This is a genomic window from Sanguibacter biliveldensis (assembly GCF_033798665.1).
Lineage (GTDB): Bacteria > Actinomycetota > Actinomycetes > Actinomycetales > Cellulomonadaceae > Sanguibacter > Sanguibacter inulinus.
The window spans coordinates 1,836,017-1,854,960 of sequence record NZ_CP138359.1; the positions used below are offsets into that span (position 1 = coordinate 1,836,017).

General features: G+C 70.7%; 15 protein-coding genes and 7 tRNA genes. 6 read left to right on the forward strand and 16 right to left on the reverse strand.

Going from position 1 to position 18,944, the window contains the following annotated elements; all coding sequences use genetic code 11:
* Positions 1-45: 45 nt before the first annotated feature.
* From SANBI_RS07980 to SANBI_RS08015, 8 genes are all read right to left on the reverse strand, one after another.
* Positions 46-1,230, reverse strand: a complete 1,185-nt coding sequence (locus tag SANBI_RS07980) for a GGDEF domain-containing protein (protein WP_319160613.1) — start codon at positions 1,228-1,230, stop codon at positions 46-48.
* Positions 1,227-2,891 carry a sensor histidine kinase gene (locus SANBI_RS07985; RefSeq protein WP_319160615.1) on the reverse strand — a complete coding sequence of 555 codons (1,665 nt, stop codon included), beginning with the start codon at positions 2,889-2,891 and terminating at the stop codon, positions 1,227-1,229. The genes SANBI_RS07980 and SANBI_RS07985 overlap by 4 nt, the downstream gene beginning before the upstream one ends.
* 128 nt (positions 2,892-3,019) lie before the next feature.
* Positions 3,020-3,094 (reverse strand) — tRNA-Val (locus SANBI_RS07990).
* A gap of 66 nt (positions 3,095-3,160) precedes the next feature.
* Positions 3,161-3,231, reverse strand: a tRNA-Cys gene (locus tag SANBI_RS07995).
* A gap of 42 nt (positions 3,232-3,273) precedes the next feature.
* Positions 3,274-3,345, reverse strand: a tRNA-Gly gene (locus tag SANBI_RS08000).
* A gap of 304 nt (positions 3,346-3,649) precedes the next feature.
* Positions 3,650-3,721 (reverse strand) — tRNA-Val (locus SANBI_RS08005).
* 48 nt (positions 3,722-3,769) lie between these two features.
* Positions 3,770-3,840, reverse strand: a tRNA-Cys gene (locus tag SANBI_RS08010).
* 43 nt (positions 3,841-3,883) lie between these two features.
* A tRNA-Gly gene (locus SANBI_RS08015) sits at positions 3,884-3,955 on the reverse strand.
* A 218-nt stretch (positions 3,956-4,173) separates the two neighbouring features.
* On the opposite strand from SANBI_RS08015, the gene SANBI_RS08020 reads away from it, so the two are divergent.
* The 3 genes from SANBI_RS08020 to SANBI_RS08030 all read left to right on the forward strand — a co-directional run bounded on the left by SANBI_RS08020 (position 4,174) and on the right by SANBI_RS08030 (position 6,349).
* The gene (locus tag SANBI_RS08020) at positions 4,174-5,283 is read left to right on the forward strand and encodes a chorismate-binding protein (RefSeq protein WP_319160617.1); all 1,110 of its coding nucleotides are present in this window, start codon (positions 4,174-4,176) and stop codon (positions 5,281-5,283) included.
* 5 nt (positions 5,284-5,288) lie between these two features.
* Positions 5,289-6,176 (forward strand): aminotransferase class IV, encoded by an 888-nt coding sequence (locus SANBI_RS08025; protein WP_319160619.1) that lies wholly within the window; start codon positions 5,289-5,291, stop codon positions 6,174-6,176.
* 101 nt (positions 6,177-6,277) lie between these two features.
* Positions 6,278-6,349, forward strand: a tRNA-Val gene (locus SANBI_RS08030).
* 105 nt (positions 6,350-6,454) lie between these two features.
* Here SANBI_RS08030 and SANBI_RS08035 read toward each other — a convergent pair.
* From SANBI_RS08035 to SANBI_RS08055, 5 genes are all read right to left on the reverse strand, one after another.
* The gene (locus SANBI_RS08035; RefSeq protein WP_319160621.1) at positions 6,455-7,900 is read right to left on the reverse strand and encodes a GTP pyrophosphokinase; all 1,446 of its coding nucleotides are present in this window, start codon (positions 7,898-7,900) and stop codon (positions 6,455-6,457) included.
* A gap of 329 nt (positions 7,901-8,229) precedes the next feature.
* Positions 8,230-10,056, reverse strand: a complete 1,827-nt coding sequence (locus SANBI_RS08040) for an amidase family protein (RefSeq protein ID WP_319160623.1) — start codon at positions 10,054-10,056, stop codon at positions 8,230-8,232.
* Between the two features lie 62 nt (positions 10,057-10,118).
* Complete coding sequence (locus SANBI_RS08045; protein WP_319160625.1) at positions 10,119-10,904, reverse strand: cohesin domain-containing protein; 786 nt, start codon at positions 10,902-10,904, stop codon at positions 10,119-10,121.
* Between the two features lie 286 nt (positions 10,905-11,190).
* Complete coding sequence (locus SANBI_RS08050; RefSeq protein ID WP_179914675.1) at positions 11,191-11,571, reverse strand: helix-turn-helix domain-containing protein; 381 nt, start codon at positions 11,569-11,571, stop codon at positions 11,191-11,193.
* 2 nt (positions 11,572-11,573) lie between these two features.
* A complete protein-coding gene (locus SANBI_RS08055; protein WP_319160627.1) occupies positions 11,574-11,759 on the reverse strand; it encodes a hypothetical protein in 186 nt (61 codons plus the stop codon).
* A 249-nt stretch (positions 11,760-12,008) separates the two neighbouring features.
* On the opposite strand from SANBI_RS08055, the gene SANBI_RS08060 reads away from it, so the two are divergent.
* Together SANBI_RS08060 and SANBI_RS08065 are read left to right on the forward strand one after the other, a co-directional pair.
* Positions 12,009-12,698, forward strand: a complete 690-nt coding sequence (locus tag SANBI_RS08060) for a hypothetical protein (RefSeq protein ID WP_319160629.1) — start codon at positions 12,009-12,011, stop codon at positions 12,696-12,698.
* 85 nt (positions 12,699-12,783) lie between these two features.
* On the forward strand, positions 12,784-14,913 hold the full coding sequence (locus SANBI_RS08065) for a bifunctional copper resistance protein CopD/cytochrome c oxidase assembly protein (protein ID WP_319160632.1): 2,130 nt from the start codon (positions 12,784-12,786) through the stop codon (positions 14,911-14,913).
* Between the two features lie 97 nt (positions 14,914-15,010).
* Here the strand turns inward: SANBI_RS08065 and SANBI_RS08070 are convergent, their stop codons facing one another.
* From SANBI_RS08070 to SANBI_RS08080, 3 genes are all read right to left on the reverse strand, one after another.
* Positions 15,011-15,676, reverse strand: coding sequence for a response regulator transcription factor (locus SANBI_RS08070; protein ID WP_319160634.1), 666 nt, complete (start codon positions 15,674-15,676; stop codon positions 15,011-15,013).
* A complete protein-coding gene (locus SANBI_RS08075) occupies positions 15,673-16,977 on the reverse strand; it encodes a sensor histidine kinase (protein WP_319160636.1) in 1,305 nt (434 codons plus the stop codon). Before SANBI_RS08075 ends, SANBI_RS08070 begins: the two co-directional genes overlap by 4 nt.
* A 210-nt stretch (positions 16,978-17,187) precedes the next feature.
* Complete coding sequence (locus tag SANBI_RS08080) at positions 17,188-17,952, reverse strand: SDR family oxidoreductase (RefSeq protein ID WP_319160639.1); 765 nt, start codon at positions 17,950-17,952, stop codon at positions 17,188-17,190.
* Between the two features lie 102 nt (positions 17,953-18,054).
* Between SANBI_RS08080 and SANBI_RS08085 the strand changes: the two genes are divergently transcribed.
* Positions 18,055-18,897 carry a helix-turn-helix transcriptional regulator gene (locus SANBI_RS08085; protein WP_319160641.1) on the forward strand — a complete coding sequence of 281 codons (843 nt, stop codon included), beginning with the start codon at positions 18,055-18,057 and terminating at the stop codon, positions 18,895-18,897.
* Positions 18,898-18,944 lie beyond the last annotated feature (47 nt).

An 18,944-nucleotide genomic window follows, 5' to 3' on the forward strand; every position in this document is an offset into this window, starting at 1 on the left:
TCACAGGCCTGCATGCCCGCAGCAGGGGATAACCCTGCGCGAGGCTCAGTGCCAGTCGGGCCGCTTGGACACCTCGAGCAGCCAGGCGTCGCTCACCCTGTTGCCACCCGCTGCGCTCGCGTCGTCGGCGGCGCGCCGCGCGGCCTGGTGGAGCGGTTCGAGGTCGTAGCCGAAGTGCTCCGTCGTGGCGACGCCGATGCTCGCGGTGAGGCTCGCACCAGGTGCCTCGGGGACGTCGGTGTCGAGGAGGGCCCGGCGCAGGGCCGTGGCTGTCGAGAGACCAGCACCGGGCTGGGCCTCGGTGAAGACGATCGAGATCCGACCCGCGCCGACCTCGCCGATGACCGACGAGGTCGGCGTCCCGTTGCGGACGGTCGTCGCGTAGGCCGTGATGACGAGGTCCGCGACGGACCTGCCGAAGGCCGTGTTGATGGTCTCGAGGTCGTCGAGGTCGACGTGCAGCAGCGCGACCCTCTCGTCGTGGTTGTGGGCCCGCTCGAGCCTGTCAGCCGCGACCTGCTGGAAGGACTGGTCGTCGACGAGCCGGCGTGCCGTGAACACCGGGGTCGAGCGGCGGCGGGCGTGCGCGAAGGACGTCTCGGACCGCAGCACCGACATCGAGACCGCGGCCACGACCATGAGGACCATGGTGAGGATCGACGCCGTCGCCGTCCCCAGGACGTCGGTGAAGACATAGCTGCTGGTCCCGAAGACGAAGTACGTCACGAACCGTGCCGCGAAGAGCAGGGACTCGACGGTCAGCACGACCGACAGGCCGCGCGCGTTGACGTCCTTGCGCAGCGCGCCGCGCCACGTCTCGGCAGCGCCTAGGCCCGCGAGCACGGCCACCGAGCCGAACCAGACTGGAGCACCGGCCCAGTCGCCCCCGTCAGGACCGGCGATCCCGGCGGCGAAGCCGGTGATGACGGCGAGCAGGAGCGTGACCTCGACGTAGCTGCGGCGCCCGTTGTACGACCTGTTGCCGTTCCAGATCGCTCCCGCGCTCACGACGAAGGCGGCGTTGCCCACGGCGACGGCCCACCACATGCTCGGCGAGCTCGCCCACAGCAGGTACGAGAAGGCCGTGAGGATGCCGGCCAGGTACCCGAGCGACCACAGCCGGCTCGTCGTGCTGTCGCGCCTGAACACCGTCTCGACGACGAAGAGGAGGCCGGCGGTCAGGACGACGATCCCTGTGGCGAGGCTGAGGGTCTGCTGGTCGAGGGTCATGTCGCGGCTCTCGTGGGGACGGTGACGGTGACTGTGGTCCCGCTGCCGAGCGTGCTCTCGACGGTGAGGTCGCCGCCGTGCTTGCGCACGATCTCGCGGGCGATCCCCATGCCGAGCCCGCTGCCGTGGACAGCGGAGTTCCGCACGGCGGCGGAGCGGAAGAAGTGCTCGAAGAGCTTCGGCAGCTCTTCGCCTGAGATCCCGATCCCCGTGTCGCGGACCGTGAGCACCAGCTCCTCGCCCTGCTGGCGCAGCGCGAGGTCCACCCGACCGTGGTCGACGTTGTACTTGATGGCGTTCGACAGGACGTTGTCGATGACCTGCCGCATGCGGAAGGGGTCGGCGACGGTGAGGACGTTGCGGACGCCGCTCGTGTCGACGACCACGTCACGCTCGCGGGCCCTGGGGAGGAGCGACTCCGCCGACTGCAAGACCGTGGTGCCCAGGTCGACGGGGACCGGGGTGATCTCGAGAGGCTTGGACGCCTGGCGCGAGGCCGAGAGGATCTCGGTGACGAGGTCGAGGAGGCGGTTGCTGTTGCGCTCCACGATCTCGAGGGACGGGCGGGCGTGGTCGGGCAGGTCGTCGTCGAGGACGAGCTCGAGGTACCCGAGGATCGAGGTGAGTGGCGTGCGGAGCTCGTGGGAGACCGAGGCGATGAGGTCGTCGCGGGCCGAGATCGCGTTGAGCTCGGTCGTCACCTCGCCCGAGACCAGGATCGTGCCGTCGAAGGACCCGTCGCGCGAGTCGACGAGACGGCGGGAGGTCATGAAGTACGCGTGGCGGTCTTCGCCCGGGTTGCCCACCCAGATGAGGACGTCGTCGAAGGCCTCGCCGCGCTGCGAGCGGAAGAAGGGACGCTCTTCCTCGCGGAACGGTGTCGTGCGGTCAGCCTGGTAGACGACCTCGTGGCGCGGCCTGTCGGGCAGTGCCGAGTCGCGGTCGTGCATCCGGGTGTGCGCACTGTTCGCGAAGGTGATGACACCGTCACGGTCGAAGCGCACGACACCGAAGGTCACGGTGTTGAGCACCTCGGTGAGCAGCTGCTCGTGGTGGCGCGCGGAGACGAAGGCCTCGTTGAGCAAGGAGGCCTGCTTGCGCATGAGCGTGCGCTGCGCGTGGTCGCGGCGGGAGCTGATGTGCGTCGACGCCGCGACGATGGACAGCACGAGGGGCAGCAGGACGAGCAGAGTGAAGGACGAGAGCGTGATGGCGCTCGGCTCGATCGCGACTGTCGCCCAGCTGCCCAGGGTCGCCAGAGCGACAGCGGTGATGGTGCCCGTGAGGCCGAAATAGGTCGACAACCAGATGACCGGGAGGAACCAGAGCACACCGAGGCCCATCTCCGGAGTCTCGATGCGCAGAAGGAGGATCGCGACCATGTCCGTGACCGGCAGGATCATGATCCAGCGCTTGTCGAACCTGTTCCAGGGGACCAGCAGGGCCGCACCCGTCGCGACGAAGGCCAGGACGACCCCGATGAACATGACGTGGTCGGTGAGGCGCCCCGGCGCGAACCACTGGATGAGCGTGAGGACGCTGAGCACGGCCGACCCGAACAGCAGCTGGGACAAGATGACCGAGCGGTTGATCTGCGGCCCGCGCCTGTCCGAGGACGCGGCTGTGCCGTGGTCCTGGTCGGGGATCGGTGTGCGCTTCACGGCCTCACGGTAACTGGTGGGGGTGACGCACGACGGCTGATGATCGAGCGCCGAGCGGGTGGAAGTTGTGGGGGAGGAAGCACGAAGGCCGCCCCGGATGCTCCGGGACGGCCTGCCGAGTCGTGCTGTGGTGGGCGATACTGGGATCGAACCAGTGACCTCTTCCGTGTCAGGGAAGCGCGCTACCGCTGCGCCAATCGCCCGGGGTGTCCCGCGGGGTGATGCTGTCGTACTGCTCCCGCGGTCGTGCTGCGGGAGGTGGTGCTGAGAGGTGGAGACGGGATTCGAACCCGTGTGGACGGCTTTGCAGGCCGCTGCCTCGCCTCTCGGCCACTCCACCGTAGTCGAACGGGTACCAGGCGAACCTGAGAACCGATCTCCGAGCGGACGACGGGATTCGAACCCGCGACCCTCACCTTGGCAAGGTGATGCTCTACCACTGAGCCACGTCCGCACGCCTTCTGGGCTGATCTCTCAGCGCCGTCCGGTGCGTGGATTACAGTAGACCAGGTTTTGCGTTCCCCCAAACCAGCGTCGTGGCGGGGACCGAGGACGGCCGCTGAGGCCCGGGATCTCGCGGGAAGTTCGAGTTCCACAGCCTGGGCGAGGGCCGCTCCTCGGCCCTGGCCGGTGCGAGGAGGGCGGCCGGGGGGCTGGCTGCGGCAGCACGGTGATGCTGGTCTCACAGGCTGGTGCAGCACCGGGACGCAGAAAGACCCCCTCGGAGAGATCCGAGGGGGTCTTTCTGTCCTGCTCTGTGGGCGATACTGGGATCGAACCAGTGACCTCTTCCGTGTCAGGGAAGCGCGCTACCGCTGCGCCAATCGCCCAGAGTGATGCTGCCGTGCTGAACTACCGGTACTTCGTGTCGTTCTGCGAGGTGGAGACGGGATTCGAACCCGTGTGGACGGCTTTGCAGGCCGCTGCCTCGCCTCTCGGCCACTCCACCGTAGAGACACAGATCTTCAGATTGCTCGGAAGGTCTATCTCCGAGCGGACGACGGGATTCGAACCCGCGACCCTCACCTTGGCAAGGTGATGCTCTACCACTGAGCCACGTCCGCATGCTGCTTCAGGACACCGTTCGAACTGCGTCGGTGTTCTTGGCGCGTCACAGACTCTATTGAACTTTCGGTCCTGAGTCCAACTGGCTCGTCGTCGCAGGTCAGGAAGCGCAGGAACCTGCGGGAAGAGAGTGTCCCGAGGTGGGGCTCGGGCGTCGCGGGGCACCGACGGGGCGGACGCGAGCCCGGTGCCGACGGACTCTGGGTAGCGTGGCCGCGTGGACAACCAGCAGGGATACGCGCGATTCGCCGGAGTCGAGGCCCGACGGCCCGTCGAGATGGTCGACCTCGCACGTGACCCCGAGGCGCTGCGCCGCGGCGGGACCTGGTTCGTGGTCGCCGAGTTCGAGGGGCCCGCCCGCGCATGGCGGTTCGCGGACGTGACGCGCGTCGCAGCAGACCAGCCAGGTGTCGCCGGTTCGGAGGGCCTGCCGGCCGCCTGGCGGGGGCCCACCACGCAGTCCTGGTCCACCTCGCTCGACCGTGACGCCTACGTGGACGCAGTGCGGCGCGTGCGCGAGCACGTCCGGGCGGGGACCGTCTACCAGGCGAACATCTGCCGGGTGCTCGACGCGCCCCTCCTACGGGTCGAGGGCCACGAACCTGATCCCCGCGCCCTCGCCGACAGGCTCGCCGCGGGCAACCCTGCCCCGTACCAGGGGGTGGTGCACGTCCCCGGCGGAACCACGCCTGACCTCGAGCCGGTCTGGGTCGTGACGGCCTCGCCCGAGCTCTACCTCCGCGTCGAGGGCCTGGTCGGTCCGGGACCGGCGACCCTCACCTCCGCCCCGATCAAGGGGACGGCCCGCACCGTCGAGGGCCTGACCGCCAAGGACGAGGCAGAGAACGTGATGATCACAGACCTCGTCCGCAACGACCTCCAGCGCGTCTGCGTCCCGGGGACCGTCGCGGTGACCACCCTCCTCGACGTCGAGGAGCACCCGGGGCTCGTCCACCTCGTCTCGACGGTCACCGGGGTGCTGCGTCCGCAGGTGGCCGCGGCCGACGACCTCTGGGCGCGACTGCTCACGGCCACCTTCCCGCCGGCCTCGGTGTCCGGTGCACCGAAGTCCTCGGCTCTGCGGATCATCGACGAGCTCGAGACCGCGCCGCGTGGCCCCTACTGCGGGGCCGTCGGCTGGGTCGACGCCGACGGCGGGACCGCAGAGCTCGCCGTGGGCATCCGGACCTTCTGGTGGTCCCAGGACGAGCGCCTGCGCTTCGGCACCGGTGCTGGCATCACGTGGGGGAGCGACCCCGTGCGGGAGTGGGAGGAGACCGAGCTCAAGGCCGCCCGGTTGATCGCTCTGGCATCTGCGGCAGACTGAGGTCCATGACAGTTGTGATCTGGTCCGACGGCCATCTGCTCACGCCCGAGGAGCCAGCGCTCAGCGCTGTCGACCACGGCATCACGGTCGGAGACGGTGTCTTCGAGACCTGCGCGGTCTACGGGGGACAGGCCTTCGCGCTGAGCCGTCACCTGCGCAGGCTCGCCCGCTCCGCAGCAGGGATCGGGCTCGTCGCCCCCGAGGAACAGCTGGTCCGCGACGCCGTTGCCCAGGTCCTCGCCGCGGCCCCCGACTCCGGGCGGCTGCGCATCACGGTGACCGGAGGACCGGCGCCGCTCGGCTCGATGCGCGGAGACGGTCCGCTCTCCTTGCTCGTCGCTGCGGGACCCGCATCGCCGTCCTCCGTCTCGCGCGCGGTGCGCCTGCCGTGGGTGCGCAACGAGCGCTCGGCCGTCGCCGGCCTCAAGACGACCTCGTACGCCGAGAACGTCGTTGGCTACGCCTACGCGAGCGAGCGGGGCGGTGACGAAGGTCTCATGGCCAACACCGTCGGTGCGCTCTGCGAGGGGACGGCCTCGAACGTCTTCGTCGAGATCGGCGGCGAGCTGCTGACCCCGCACCTCGAGACCGGCTGCCTGGCGGGCATCACCCGCGAGCTCATGCTCGAGTGGGCGCGCGACGAGGGACTCCCGGCCCGTGAGGCCCGGATCGACGAGCTGCCTTTTGGTGTCCTCGACGAGGTGACGCTCGCGGGCGGCGGGACGATCGGCGGGGTGCCGGGAGAGCGAGGCGTCAGCCTCGCTCTTGCGGGCAGCATCCGCAACGTCGCCCCCGTGGTCTCCCTCGACGGTCAGGACGTCGTCCCCGGGCCTCTCGTCGTCGCTGCTCAGGAGCTGTTCGGTCGCCGTCTGGCCGAGGGCATCGACCCCTGAGACCACGTGTCGGCGAGCCAGTTCGCGTCAGAGGCCCTCGACCGGTTACGCTCTTCCACGAGCACACCGCGCACTGTCGCAGGAGCTTGCCGTACACGTACGGGCGATTGGCGCAGTGGTAGCGCGCTTCGTTCACACCGAAGAGGTCACTGGTTCGAACCCAGTATCGCCCACAGCAGGTAGCAGCAGGTCAGAGGCCGTCCCCGGATCCCGGGGACGGCCTCTTCTGTGTCTAGAACAGGTGCTTCAGGGCCGCGTTCCTCGACCGCGCGCAGGCGTCAGAACTCGTCGAGAAGCTCGGAGACCCGTTCACCGCTCGCCGACGCAGGCGACTCGAAGAGCGTCTCCCCGGCTCGGCGTACGGTGATGTGCACGGAGGTCAGGACACCCAGGAGCTGTTCGATGAGGCGTTCGGCCTCGCTCCGGTTGAGGTTGGTCGCGACCCAGAGGTCACCGTCAGACGTCGAGACCTTCCGCGCCCGGGCCGAGGGATTGAGTCCCTCTTCTGTCAGGGAGACGGCGCCGGTGATGACCGCGTCGGAGAGGCCCAGCTCTTCGGCGACGAGCCTCGCGACCTCGCGGAACGTGCGCGCGGCCGAGAGGTGCTTGTCTTCCAGGCGAGGATCGCCGGTCACCTCGTAGATGAAGATCTTCTTCCGGACCCTCCGCAGCCTCCACTCCAGCAGCTGGGTGCGATCGCGGCCGCCGCGCCCGAGGCCTGGGCCCGTCAACGCGATGTACCTCTCTCCCAGGGCAGCGAGGAGGTCGTCGTCGAGCCGCCGGGCTGTGGTCGGCTCGAACTGATAGTCCATGAGCGAGGCGACGTGCTCGGAGTCGATGTTGGAGAGTGACGCCTCGATCTCGTTGATGGTCGAGAACCCCACGGCCTCGAGGATCCTCACGAGCCATGCAAGGGTGCCGTCGCGAGTCGGGAGTGCGTCGGGGTACTGGGCCTCGAGGAAGCCGAGGAGCGAGGCGCTGTCGATCTCCACCTGCGTGTCGGTCGACTCGGCCTCGTTCAGCTCCGCTCCACCTGAACCTGGGTCTTCCGTCCCGTCGGAGGACTCGAGCAGCTGCTGGATCTCACCGAAGGTCGTGTCGAAGTTCTTCCTCAGGCCGCCGGCCTCGGTGAACAGCTGGTCGACCTTCTCCCTCACGGAGAGCGGCAGGTCTCCGTAGCCCGAGTGCTTGTAGCGGATGTCGTGCTCGTACTCTGCCCACGCATGGCCAGCGACGGTCCGGACCTGGATCTCGAGCGCTGGCCGAGAGTCCAGGAACCAGACGAGGTCCGTCTTGCCAGCCAGCTGGGGTGTGCTGGATGCGATCTGGGGGATCGTGAAGTGCTCGCTGTCGTAGCCGTTCGACTTCAGGACGCCCGGGTTGTGCTGGACGCAGCCGTCCGCGATCTCTCGGACTCGTTCGCACGCCCGGTCGCGGGCCTCGTTGGTGAAGACGATGATCCGGGCTGCGATGCAGTCCTCGATCTGGTCAGCCGGTGAGCTGTACTTCGGACGACCGTCTTTGATCCTCTCGGACTTCTGCTGGTAGGAGTCCAGCGACTTCGCCCGGCTGTCGATCCTGTAGACCTTGATCGTCGCCTCGTCCATGAGCTCACGGAGGAAGGCGTCGAGCTGGTCAGCCGCTGACCGTAACCTGTCGTGCTCACGTGCAAAATTCCACAGGTGCGCAGCGACGGGCTGATGCCCGTCGGTCGTCGTCTCCATGATCTCCCCCAGGGTACTTGTGCTGATAGTCGGCCAAGAGCAAAATATCCCCGTCGGACAGCGAGCCGTTGGGCCGAAAGGCCCGTGGGCTGTCGCGCAGGTCGATGCGGAGTCCAGGGGTGGAGCGCCTAGCTGCTGGTTCGCCGGCGCCGGTCCCCCCATCGGCACCTGAAGGTCGTGCCGTGGACCGGTGACCTCTCGATGCTGTACGCCCTTCTCCACAGGACGGGCAGGGAGTACGACGAGGAGGCCGGGGGACGTCTCCCCGGCCTCCTCGTGCGGTGTCCGACGACCGTCCGTCCACCTTGGCCGTCAGTGCGAACCTGGTGTCAGTCGAGCGCCCCGTACAGCGCCGGGGTCGTGCGCAGGTGGGTGGCCTGCTCGAAGGAGTACGCGAGGCCGAGCAGGTCACCCTCGGAGTAGTCGCGGCCCAGGAGCTCGAGGTTCACGCCAGCCCCAGGGGTCGTGCCGTCGGCCGGGATGGCCTGCCCCATCGGGACGGTGACGGCGGGCATGCCGGTGTTCGGGCTCAGGCGCATGTTCGTGCCCTGCGTGCCGTAGGGGGTGCCCGACGGGTAGGCGATCGCGTCGAGGTCCTGGTTGTCCATCATCGAGGTGACGAGCACGTGACCGGCCTCGATCTGGGTCGTGTGCGTGCCGAGCGGTCCGGCCCACGCCTGGTACGTCTGCTCGGTGACGGCATCGCGCTGCTGGTAGATGCCGGTCCGCGAGGTGACGAAGGCGCCCGAGGCGACGATGTCGGTGATGGTGCGGCTGGTCACCTCGGGGGCCAGGTGGTTCTGGACGTAGACGGCCAGGTCGTGCTTGAACTCGTTGGTGCTGCCCGAGCCTTCGTTGAGCACCGCGGCGAACTGAGCCGGTGGTGTGATCTCGACGACAGTCGCACCGAGCGACTCGAGGGTCGCGCGGGTCTGGGCCCAGAGCCTGACGTTCGTGGGGTTGGTCCCGATCATCGAGGGCACGAAGCCGATGCGCGCGCCGTCCAGGGCGTCGACGTCGAGGGAGGCCGTGTACGACTCCGGGACCTTCCCGGTCTGCTCGAGCGTGACCGGGTCGGCGGGGTCGATCCCGACCACGGCGTCCAGGGCGACCGCAGCGTCGGTGACGCTGCGGGTCATCGGACCGCCGGTGTCCTGGCTCAGGGCGAGCGGGATGATGCCGTCCCGGCTCGTCAGACCGACCGTGGGGCGGAGGCCGACGAGCTGGTTGTAGGTGGACGGGATGCGGATCGACCCACCGGTGTCGGTCCCGAACCCGATCCCCGCGAGGTTCGCGGACACCGACGAGCCTGTGCCACCGCTCGAGCCGCCGGCCGACTTGGTGGTGTCGTAGGGGCTCGCGACGAGCCTCGTGCTGCCAGCAGGCTGGAAGGCTGAGAACTCCGAGACGAAGCCGTAGGCGAACTCGTCGAGGCTGGCCTTGGCGAGGATCACGGCGCCCTCGGCCCGCAGCCCGCCGACCATCGCGGCGTCGGTCGACGTCTGGTTGGCGTCCCAGCAGCCGCAACCGCCGGTCGTGGGCATGTCGAGGGTGTCGTAGTTGTCCTTCACCGCGACGGGGACCCCGAGCAGCATGCTCGTCATGCCCTGCGAGGCGCGGACCGCGTCGGCCGCAGCTGCCGCGGCGAGCGCCTCGTCGTTGACGGTGATGATCGAGCTGAGCGGACGCGCGCCGCCCGGGACGACTGTCGAGTCGTAGGCGGCGATCCTGTCGATGTATGCCTGGGTGATCTCGACAGAGGTGGTCACCCCGGCGTTCATGGCCGCCTGCATGTCGACGGTCGTCGCCTCGATCAGGTCGAAGGGGCCGTCGTCGTAGATCATCCGGCCGGACACGGCGGCGAGGTCGGTGACGGTGATGACCCCGTCGACGTCCACGTCGGCCGTCGCCACGGCGGACCAGCCGGCGCTCGCGGTCGTCTCGCCGAGGTGCTCGGCGACCACGTCGAGGTCGGCCTGGGTCACCTGGCGGTCGCCGGTGAGGTCGAGATCTGTGTAGTACGGGGCCAGCATGACGCCTGACGGGACCGCCATGGCGTCGTCGGCCGAGGCGGGGAGGGCACCCAGGGTGCTGGCCGCGAGGAGCGCGAAGGCGCCGGTGGTCGCGGCTGCGGTGCGGACGGGGCGTGTGGTCACGGGGCTCTTCCTCGGGGAGGTGCGGGGGTGGGCGGGCGTCTGCGTGCCCGGGCGGAGCGGGGTCATCGGGCACCTGCCGAGCGGCGACGGAGCACGACGCCGGCAGCTGTCACGGCCGCGGCGACCAGCACGAGCGTGGCTGCGCCGAAGCCTGTGCTCGCGAGCGGGTTGTCGGAGGCGGCGCCCGGGACTGTGCCTGCTCCGCCGGACGGTGGTGTGGTCCCTGTCCCGCCAGGCGTGGGGGTGGCCTCGGGTGTCGCGGACGGTGCCGGGGTCGTGGGCGCCGCGGTCGGGTCGGTGGTCGGTGTGGGCTCTGGTGTCGGTCCCGGGGTGGGTTCGACGGCCACGGCCGCGATCTCGACGGCTGCGGGTGCGGGGCTCGTCTGCGTGCTGGTGCCGTCCGAGTCGACGAGGGTCACGGCTGCCGAGACTGTCGCATCTCCGTCGTCTACGGCGGTGAGGCTGACTGTGGCGGTGAGGTCGCCGGTCAGGCTCGGCGAGGTGCCGAGGCGGCTGTGCACCAGCGTGAGGGTGCCGTCCCCGGTCTCGATCGTGTCGAAGCCTCCTGCGGGACCGGTCTCTGTGCCGGGGGCGTAGGTGAGCAGCTCGGGGTCGAAGGTGAGCGTCACCTCGTAGGCGTAGACACCCGTGGTGCCGGCGAGTCCGAGGTCGACGGTGACGGCGTCACCGACGGTGACGGAGGGCGTGGCCGTGAGGGTCGTCGACGTGACGGTCGGCTCGGCCGAGGCTGGGGAGGCTGCCAGGACGGTGAGCCCGAGGCTGAGGCCGCAGGTGACCAGGAGCGGGGTGCGGCGACGGGAGCGCGCCTTCAGGGGGTGTTCGAGCATGGGGATGTCGGGCCAACCTTCGCGATCGGGAGACGGTGTCCGTCGACCGGAGGGAGGGTTTCAGCGCACGCCGAGGAGACGTCCAGGGGGACGCCTCGGCTGATGTCAGAGCGTCGTCGCCCAGCCCGGGTCGAGCAGACCGCTCGGAGGTGGTGCAGGTGGCGTCACGCTAACCGGGCCGTGTGCCGCGCACGGTTTCGCTGGTGTTTCCGGGGCGTAACTCCTGCTCAGGGGCGCTGTCAGCCGAGGAAGGGAGCGTTGGTCGCCAGGTGTCCAGGGACCTGGCTCAGGAGGCGACGAGCTGGGAGACGCGCTGAGGAGACATGCCCATGATCTCGGCGACGTCGCGGACGGTCAGGCCCTCGGCGCGGAGTCGGGCGACTGCGGCCCGAGAAGCCCTGGCTGCGGCCTGCTCTGCCTCGGCGAGCTCTGCGCGGCGCTCGCGGGCGTCACGGACGACAGAGAGGTCGTCGGCGTCGAGGACCGGCACGACGACGACGTCGAAGTCAGACTCGGGGCGTCCAGTGAGCAGAGCAGCGGCGTCCAGGACGGCGGCGGTGACCTGGTCGAGGCGGCGAGCCTGCGTGAAGAGGCCCTGGACCTCGGGGACCTCGACAGCCCACCAGCCGCCAGAGCGGGTGGATCGCGCGGTGAGAGTGGTCGTCATGGTCAGCCTTCCAGGTGCTTGAGGATCGCGCGGGCGGTGATCTCGTTGATCTCTGTGTGGCGAGGGATGACAGTCTGTCGTTCGCCGACTCGTACCTTGGTGTGAGACCCGCCTTCGAGGTACTCGGGGCGCACGCCTCGGACCTTGGCGATCTGCGCGATCCGCTTCTCGAGCTCCCGTGGTCTCATCAGTCTAGTCAACCCCCCTTGACTAGATCAAGTCAAGGGGGGTTGACGTGACGGTGGAGGGTCGTCTCGCGCTGGGGTCGGCGTGCTTGCATGATGCGCGGCACGGGAGCAGGACGAGCGAGGTCGAGCGCGAGACGACGGCACGCACCCGAGACCGGAGTGCTTGACACGATGGGTGCTGGTGGCTGCCCTGGACGTCTGCGCAGCGGGCCGCCAGGTGCTCGGTCCTCCTCGGTTAGGCTCGACAGCATGCCCGCTGCCCATCCACCTGCGCTCAGCACAGCTGGCGTGTCGGCTGTGGGTGGTCTCCCGTCGGGGCGCTCGTCGCGTGTCGTCCGCGGAGCGGCTGCGGCCGTCCTGTCGACAGCGGTCGCGCTCGGCTCGCACCTCCTCGCCGGGGCTGAGGTCCCCGGGGTCCTCGGGGTCCTCGTCCCGCTGGTCTTCGCGGTCTCGGTGTGCACGGTGCTCGCCGGGGCGCGGATCTCGGCCGTCCGCCTGGGTGTCTCGGTCGTGGTGAGCCAGGTGCTGTTCCACACGCTCTTCGTGCTCGGCACCGTCCCTGCGGGGGCCTCGGCCGTCGTGCGGGCAGGGCACGACGCACACGCCGCGCACGAGGGCACAGTCCTCGTCTCGGTGGTCGGCGGCAGCGGGGGACCCGGGCACGCAGCCCACGCCTCCGTCGGGATGTGGTTGGCGCACGCCGGTGCCGCTGCCCTCACCGTCTTCACCCTGCACCGAGGCGAGAGGCTCCTCGCGCAGCTGCGCCGGCTCGCGACGGCGGTGCTCGGCTGGGCTCTGCCCCGACGGTCCGCAGCGGGTGTGCCCATCCTGCAGCGCCAGCATGGTCCAGTCGGCACCGTGCCCGTGGTGGTCCGGTCCCTCGAGGTGCTGGCCGAGAGCCTTGCTCGCCGTGGTCCTCCGGCGCCTCGCAGCACCTGACGCGACCACTCAGCACGAACCGCCCGACGGCGCTCGCGCGCGCTCTCGGCGTGCGCCCGCTCGCCGTGCCCAGGACAGGACCCCCATGAGCACCAGCAGACCCCAGCCTGACCGCGCGCCGACCGCGAGCGCCCCCAGCGCCCCGGTCACATCGAGCACGCTGCCCGCGCCGAGCCCACCGACCGGGCAGGACGAGACCGCCGACCCGACCCCTGAACCCTTCCGCTTCCCGACGCTGCGCACCGACGAGGTCGTCCTCCTGCTCTGCCTGCCCCTGACCGTGGTGGTCGCCCTCGCCGGGCTGCTGCTCACGGGGGAGTTCGCACCGAGCGTCTTCGGTGGCCCGGGCGACCTCGTCACCTACGGCCTCCCAACCGCCCGCGCACTGCACGACGCGCTCGCGGCCGTGACCATCGGGCTGCTGATCCTCGCGACCTTCGTCCTGCCAGGGCAGCGCGAGCTGCCCGGCATCGTCAGCTATTCGCAGTGGACAGCGGCCCGGTGGGCCGCGCGGGCCGCGGCCGGGTGGCTCGCTGCGGCGATCGCCGTGCTCGTGCTCACCACGGCCGACGCGATCGGTGCGCCGGTCTCGTCGCCCGGCTTCGCAGGCCAGCTGCGGTACTTCGCGACAGGGATCGAGCTGGGGCAGACCATGGTCGTCTCAGCCGTCTGCGTCGCGCTCGCGCTCGTCGTGCTGCTCGCCAGCCGCAAGGTGTCGTGGGTTGCCGTCGCCACGGCGCTGAGCGTCCTGTCGCTCCTGCCGCTCTCGCTCAGCGGCCACGCCGCGGGCGCCGACGAGCACGCGAACGCGGTCAACTCGCTCGCGATCCACCTCGTCGGCGTGACCGCGTGGGTCGGAGGGCTCGTCGGGCTGGTGCTGCTGCGCCGGCGGGTCGGCCCGCACCTGGCAACGGTCGTCGCCCGGTACTCGACGCTCGCCGGCTGGGCCTTCGTCGCGGTCGCGTTCTCGGGGGTCGTCAACGCGTCGTTGCGGCTCGACGGGCTCGACGACCTCGCGACGCCCTACGGGCTGCTGCTCGTCGGCAAGACCCTCGCCCTGTGCCTGCTGGGCGCGGCCGGCTGGGCGCAGCGTCGTCGCATCCTGCCGCAGCTGGAGGACCCGGCGCGCAGCTCGCGCGCCTTCGTGAGGCTCGCGGTCACCGAGGTGGTCGTCATGGCGGTGACGATGGGTGCGTCGGTCGCGCTGTCCCGCTCCGCGCCGCCCGTCCCGCAGAACCCTGTGGTCGGTGACCCGCGGCACGCGCTCCTCGGCTTCCCGTACCCCGAGCCCGTCTCGGTGCGGAACATGCTCACGCAGGTGCACGTCGACTGGGCGTGGCTCGCCCTCGTGTGCCTGCTCGCGGGCGGGTACGTCGCCTGCGTGGTGCGGTTGCGGCGCAGGGGAGACGCGTGGCCGCTCGGGCGCACGGTCTCGTGGCTCGTCGGCTGCCTGGTGCTCGCCTTCGTCACGAGCGGCGGTCCGGCGGTCTACGGCTCCGTGCACTTCAGCACGCACATGATCCAGCACATGGGGCTGATGATGTTCGCCCCGCTCCCGCTCGTCCTCGGCGGGCCGGTTCTCCTGCTGCTGCGCGTCCTGCCGCACCGCAGCGACGCGAGCCGTGGCCCGCGCGAGTGGATCCTCGTGCTGGTGCACTCCCGCTACATGCAGCTGCTGTCCAAGCCGCCCGTCGCCGGGGTGATCTTCGCCGGGAGCCTCGTCGCGTTCTACTACACGGGGTGGTTCGACTTCGCGCTGTTCAAGCACCAGGGGCACGTGCTCATGCAGGTGCACTTCCTGGCGAGCGGGTACCTGTTCTTCTGGATGCTCGTGGGCGTCGACCCGGGCCCGCCGAAGGCCAGCCCGCCGATCCGCCTCGTCGTGCTGCTCGTGACGATGGCCTTCCACGCGTTCTTCGGGGTCGCGGTCATGGAGTCCACCACGCTGCTCGCCCCGGACTGGTGGCGGGCGATGGGCGGCGACGACCAGGCGGCGCTGCTCACCGACCAGCAGACCGGGGGCGGCATCGCGTGGGGCGCAGGTGAGCTGCCTGTCGTCTTCGCGGCGCTCATCGTCGTGTTCCAGTGGACGCGCTCGGACGCACGGGACGCCAAGCGCTACGACCGGCAGGCCGAGCGGGACGGCGACGCCGAGCTCGAGGCGTACAACGCCCGTCTGGCCGAGCTCGGGCGTCAGGCGGAGCAGCAGGGCTGAGGGTCAGCGACTCTGGCGGACGGGGGAGCGAGTCGGGATCACGACCTCTGGTGGGTGGAGCGGCATCCGGGATCGGCGCTGCCCGTGCCGGCTCGGCTCAGAGCCCTGCCTCGTGCACGCAGATCGCGACCTGGACGCGGTTCTCGACCCCGAGCTTGCCGAAGAGCCGCCCGACGTGGGACTTGACGGTCGCGACGCTCATGAACAGGCTCGCGGCGATCTCGGCGTTCGACTGCCCGCGCGCGACAGCGAGGGCGACCTCGTGCTCGCGCTCGGTGAGGGTCGCGAGCCGGGCCCGCGCCTCGGCGTCCTGGCGGGGCCCTGTCGCGGCGACGGCGGCGATCAGCTGCCCGGTGACGCTCGGCGAGAGCATCGGCTGCCCGGCAGCCGCGGCACGGACGGCCGCGACGAGATCGGCGGGCGGGGTGTCCTTGAGCAAGAACCCGCGCGCGCCGAGCCGCAAGGCGCTCAGGACCATGTCGTCGGTGTCGAAGGTGGTGAGCACGACCACGACGAGGTCGGGCTGGAGGGCGAGTGCCTGCTCGGTCGCGGCGAGGCCGTCGAGCCTCGGCATGCGGATGTCCATGAGGACCACGTCGGGTCGTAGCGACTCGACGAGCGCGACGCCCTCCTGGCCGTCGCAGGCCTCGCCGACGACGGTGATCGCCGGGTCGCCGCCGAGGATCAGGCGCAGGGCCGAGCGGACGAGGGCGTCGTCGTCGACGAGCAGCACGGAGACCGGCTGCGGAGGCGTGCTGGTCATGAGGTCCACGGGACCCAGGCTCTCACGGTGAAGGTGCCGTGGTCGTCGACCCCGTGCTCGAGGTGACCGCCCGCGAGGCTGACGCGTTCGGCCAGGCCTGTGAGACCTAGACCCGAGGACGGCAGCGCAGGCTCACCGAGAGTGCGCTGCCGGCCGTCTGTCGCGTTGCTCGCGACGATCGTCAGCCGCGACCCGGGTTCGCCGTCGACCGTGAGGGTCACCGGGCGACCAGGGGCGTGCTTGCGGACGTTGGTCAGAGCCTCCTGGACCACGCGGAACGCAGTCCGTCCGGTGCTCGGGGCGAGCGTCGCGAGGACGGCTGGCTCGACGGGGACGCGGAGCGTGACGTGGGTCCCGGCCGCCCGGGTCTCGTCGAGCAGCTCGTCGAGGGTCGCGAGGGTCGGCTGAGGTCGTTCGGGCGGTGCGGCAGGACCCGTCGCCGTGGGCCAGCGGACCTCGGGTGCGCGCAGCACCCCGAGGACCTCACGGAGCTCGGTGAGCGCGAGGTGCGCGTTGTCGCGGATGACTGTGGCGACCTCGGTGGTCTCGTCGGCAGTGAGGTCTGTCCTGTACGCCAGGGCGCCGGAGTGCATGGCGACGAGGGAGATGCGGTGCGCGAGGACGTCGTGCATCTCGCGGGCGATGGCCGCCCGCTCGGCGGTCCGCGCCTGGGCGACGCGTGCCGCCTGCTCGCGCTCGGCGGTCTCGGCCCTGGCCTGCAGGACGGCGAAGAGCTCGCGCCGACCGCCGATGGAGAACCCTGCGAGGACCGTCGGCACGAGGACCGCGAGGGTGATCAGCGCGACGACCCAGAGCTCGAGCGGGTCCGCGGGCTCGGTGACGACCTCGAAGACCGTGGTCGACAGGAACCACAGCGCAGCGACCGGCAGCACCTCACGCCACCGCCGCCGGGTCGCGAGCGACACCGTCGCGATGACGAGCGCGCCGACGCTGAAGGACGACACCGACGCGAGGACGGTGATGAGGCAGGCGACGAGCAGCGGCGCGCGGCGCCGGAACGGCAGCAGTCCGAGCGCGACGAGCCCGGCCAGGAGGTCGAGGGCTGCGGCGGCGTCGGAGGGGGCAGACTCGGAGAGCACGGCACCGAAGGCGACGAACCCGACGGTGAAGGCGAGCAGCATCCGCCAGGTCTTGCCCCAGAGCGTGAGCGGCGGGGAGACGAAGGGCTCGTCGCCTGACGAGGGCTTCGGCGTGCGCGGGACGCCGAGGCTCGCAGGAGCGGGCGACGGCGTCTGTCGGGCTGCTGCGGACGCAGGGACGTGCGGGGCGGGGGCTGGCACCCGACCACAGTAGGACGGGGCGACGCACGGACGACAGAGACCGCGGGCTACGGACGGCTCCGACGAAAGTTGGAGACGGGCCGGGCGGAGGTGGCTCCGCCCGGCCCCAGCAGGCCTTGCCCGTCCGCGCGTTCGTCTGCCCTCGGCCCGGCCCGGCCCTGACCGGCCCGGCCCGGCCCGCAGGCTGGGCTCAGACGAGGCGCGCTGGCGCTAGAGCGCCGCGTGCGGGTCGGAGGAGTTGAGCGCGGCGACCACCTGCTCGTAGTCACCGCGCACCTCGCCGTACCTGAGGAACTTCACGGTCTCCACGAGGATCTCGTGCGCGTCGGGCTGCTCCTCGATCAGCGCGAGGACCTCGTCCACGAAGGCGTCGAGGGGCATCGCGACAGGGCTCTCGGCCTGCCCGGGCATGAGGTCGGTGCGTACCGCGGGCGGGACGATCTCCAGGACGCTCACAGTGGTGCCGGCGAGCTGGAGGCGGAGGGACTCGCTGAGCATGTGGATCGCGGCCTTGGTCGCGTTGTACGTCGGGGTGACGCGCAGCGGGGCGTGGGCCAGGCCGCTCGACACCGTGACGATGGTCGCGGCGGGCCTGGTCTGGAGGTGCTCGACGAAGGCGGCGACCAGCCGGATCGGTCCGAGCAGGTTGGTCGTGACGATCGCCTCGGCGTCGGCGAGGAAGGCCGGCGTACGCCAGTCTTCGGTCCGCATGATGCCGGCCATCGTGACCAGGCCGTCAAGCTCTGGGTAGGCGGCGAGGACCTCGGCGGCGGCGGTCGTGATGCTCTCCGGGTCGGAGACGTCGATCTGCACGGTGCCGATGCCGGGGTGCTCGGCGGCGATCTGCTCGAGCAGCTCGGTGCGCCTCCCACCGACGACGACGGTGTTACCGAGGTCGTGCAGCCGCAGAGCCAGTGCGAGCCCGATGCCGGTCGTGGCGCCGGGGATGAAGAGGGTGCTTCCGGTGATGTTCATGCCTCCACCCTGCGACCCGTGGGGCACGAGCGGGAGAGACCTGCTGAACCAGGGACCGCCGATCCCTGGTTGTCGGGACGCGGGCACGGCGATGATGGTGCGATGGACCGAGACGAGCTCGCAGCCTTCCTCCGTGCCCGGCGCGAGGCGCTCCAGCCGGGCGACGTGGGCCTGCCGCCGGGCGCTCGCCGTCGCGCACCGGGATTGCGGCGCGAGGAGGTCGCTGCGCTGACAGGGATGTCGACCGACTACTACGCGCGGCTCGAGCAGGGTCGGGGTCCGCAGCCGAGCACGCAGATGCTCGCGGCGCTGGCCCGCACGCTCAGGCTCACCGCAGACGGTCGCGACTACCTGTACCGCGCCTCCGGTCACCCTGCGCCGGACCGGAGGAGCACGTCGTCGCACGTCGCACCAGCGCTCCTGCGGGTGCTCGACAGGCTCTCCGACAGCCCCGCGCTGATCCTCTCCGAGCTGTGCGAGCCGCTCGCCGCGAACGCGATGGCCGTCGCCCTGTTCGGTGACGTGCTGGCGCGGACAGGGTGGGCGCGCAGCGACATCTATCGATGGTTCACCGATCCTGCCTCGCGGGACATCTACCCGCAGGACGACCACGACAGGCAGGGGCGGGCCCTCGTCGCCTCGCTCCGGGTCGCCTACGGGCGCTCGGGAGCGAGCTCCCGGGCCGGTGCGCTGGTCGCGGCGCTGAGCCTGGAGAGCAGCGAGTTCGTCGACCTGTGGGCCGAGCACGAGGTGGCGCGCAGGTTCGCCGACCACAAGACGCTCCTGCACCCGGAGATCGGTCCGATCGAGCTCGACTGCCAGGCGCTGTTCACCGAGGACCAGACGCAGTCGCTGCTGGTGCTGACCGCCGCCCCGGAGGACACCGAGGCGCGCGCGAGCCTCGACCTGCTGCGGGTCGTGGGGGTGCAGGCTTTCGACGCCTGAGCGCTCACCGTGCAGGTGATGGTGGGACAGGCTGCACCGAGCCCCGG

Excerpts from the sequence above, each read along its gene's own strand:
- SANBI_RS07980 (WP_319160613.1), bottom strand. The coding sequence starts at position 1,230 with ATGACCCTCGACCAGCAGACCCTCAGCCTCGCCACAGGGATCGTCGTC.
- SANBI_RS08025 (WP_319160619.1), top strand. The coding sequence starts at position 5,289 with ATGACAGTTGTGATCTGGTCCGACGGCCATCTGCTCACGCCCGAGGAG.
- SANBI_RS08035 (WP_319160621.1), bottom strand. The coding sequence starts at position 7,900 with ATGGAGACGACGACCGACGGGCATCAGCCCGTCGCTGCGCACCTGTGG.
- SANBI_RS08045 (WP_319160625.1), bottom strand. The coding sequence starts at position 10,904 with ATGCTCGAACACCCCCTGAAGGCGCGCTCCCGTCGCCGCACCCCGCTC.
- SANBI_RS08050 (WP_179914675.1), bottom strand. The coding sequence starts at position 11,571 with ATGACGACCACTCTCACCGCGCGATCCACCCGCTCTGGCGGCTGGTGG.
- SANBI_RS08055 (WP_319160627.1), bottom strand. The coding sequence starts at position 11,759 with ATGAGACCACGGGAGCTCGAGAAGCGGATCGCGCAGATCGCCAAGGTC.
- SANBI_RS08060 (WP_319160629.1), top strand. The coding sequence starts at position 12,009 with ATGCCCGCTGCCCATCCACCTGCGCTCAGCACAGCTGGCGTGTCGGCT.
- SANBI_RS08065 (WP_319160632.1), top strand. The coding sequence starts at position 12,784 with ATGAGCACCAGCAGACCCCAGCCTGACCGCGCGCCGACCGCGAGCGCC.
- SANBI_RS08070 (WP_319160634.1), bottom strand. The coding sequence starts at position 15,676 with ATGACCAGCACGCCTCCGCAGCCGGTCTCCGTGCTGCTCGTCGACGAC.
- SANBI_RS08080 (WP_319160639.1), bottom strand. The coding sequence starts at position 17,952 with ATGAACATCACCGGAAGCACCCTCTTCATCCCCGGCGCCACGACCGGC.
- SANBI_RS08085 (WP_319160641.1), top strand. The coding sequence starts at position 18,055 with ATGGACCGAGACGAGCTCGCAGCCTTCCTCCGTGCCCGGCGCGAGGCG.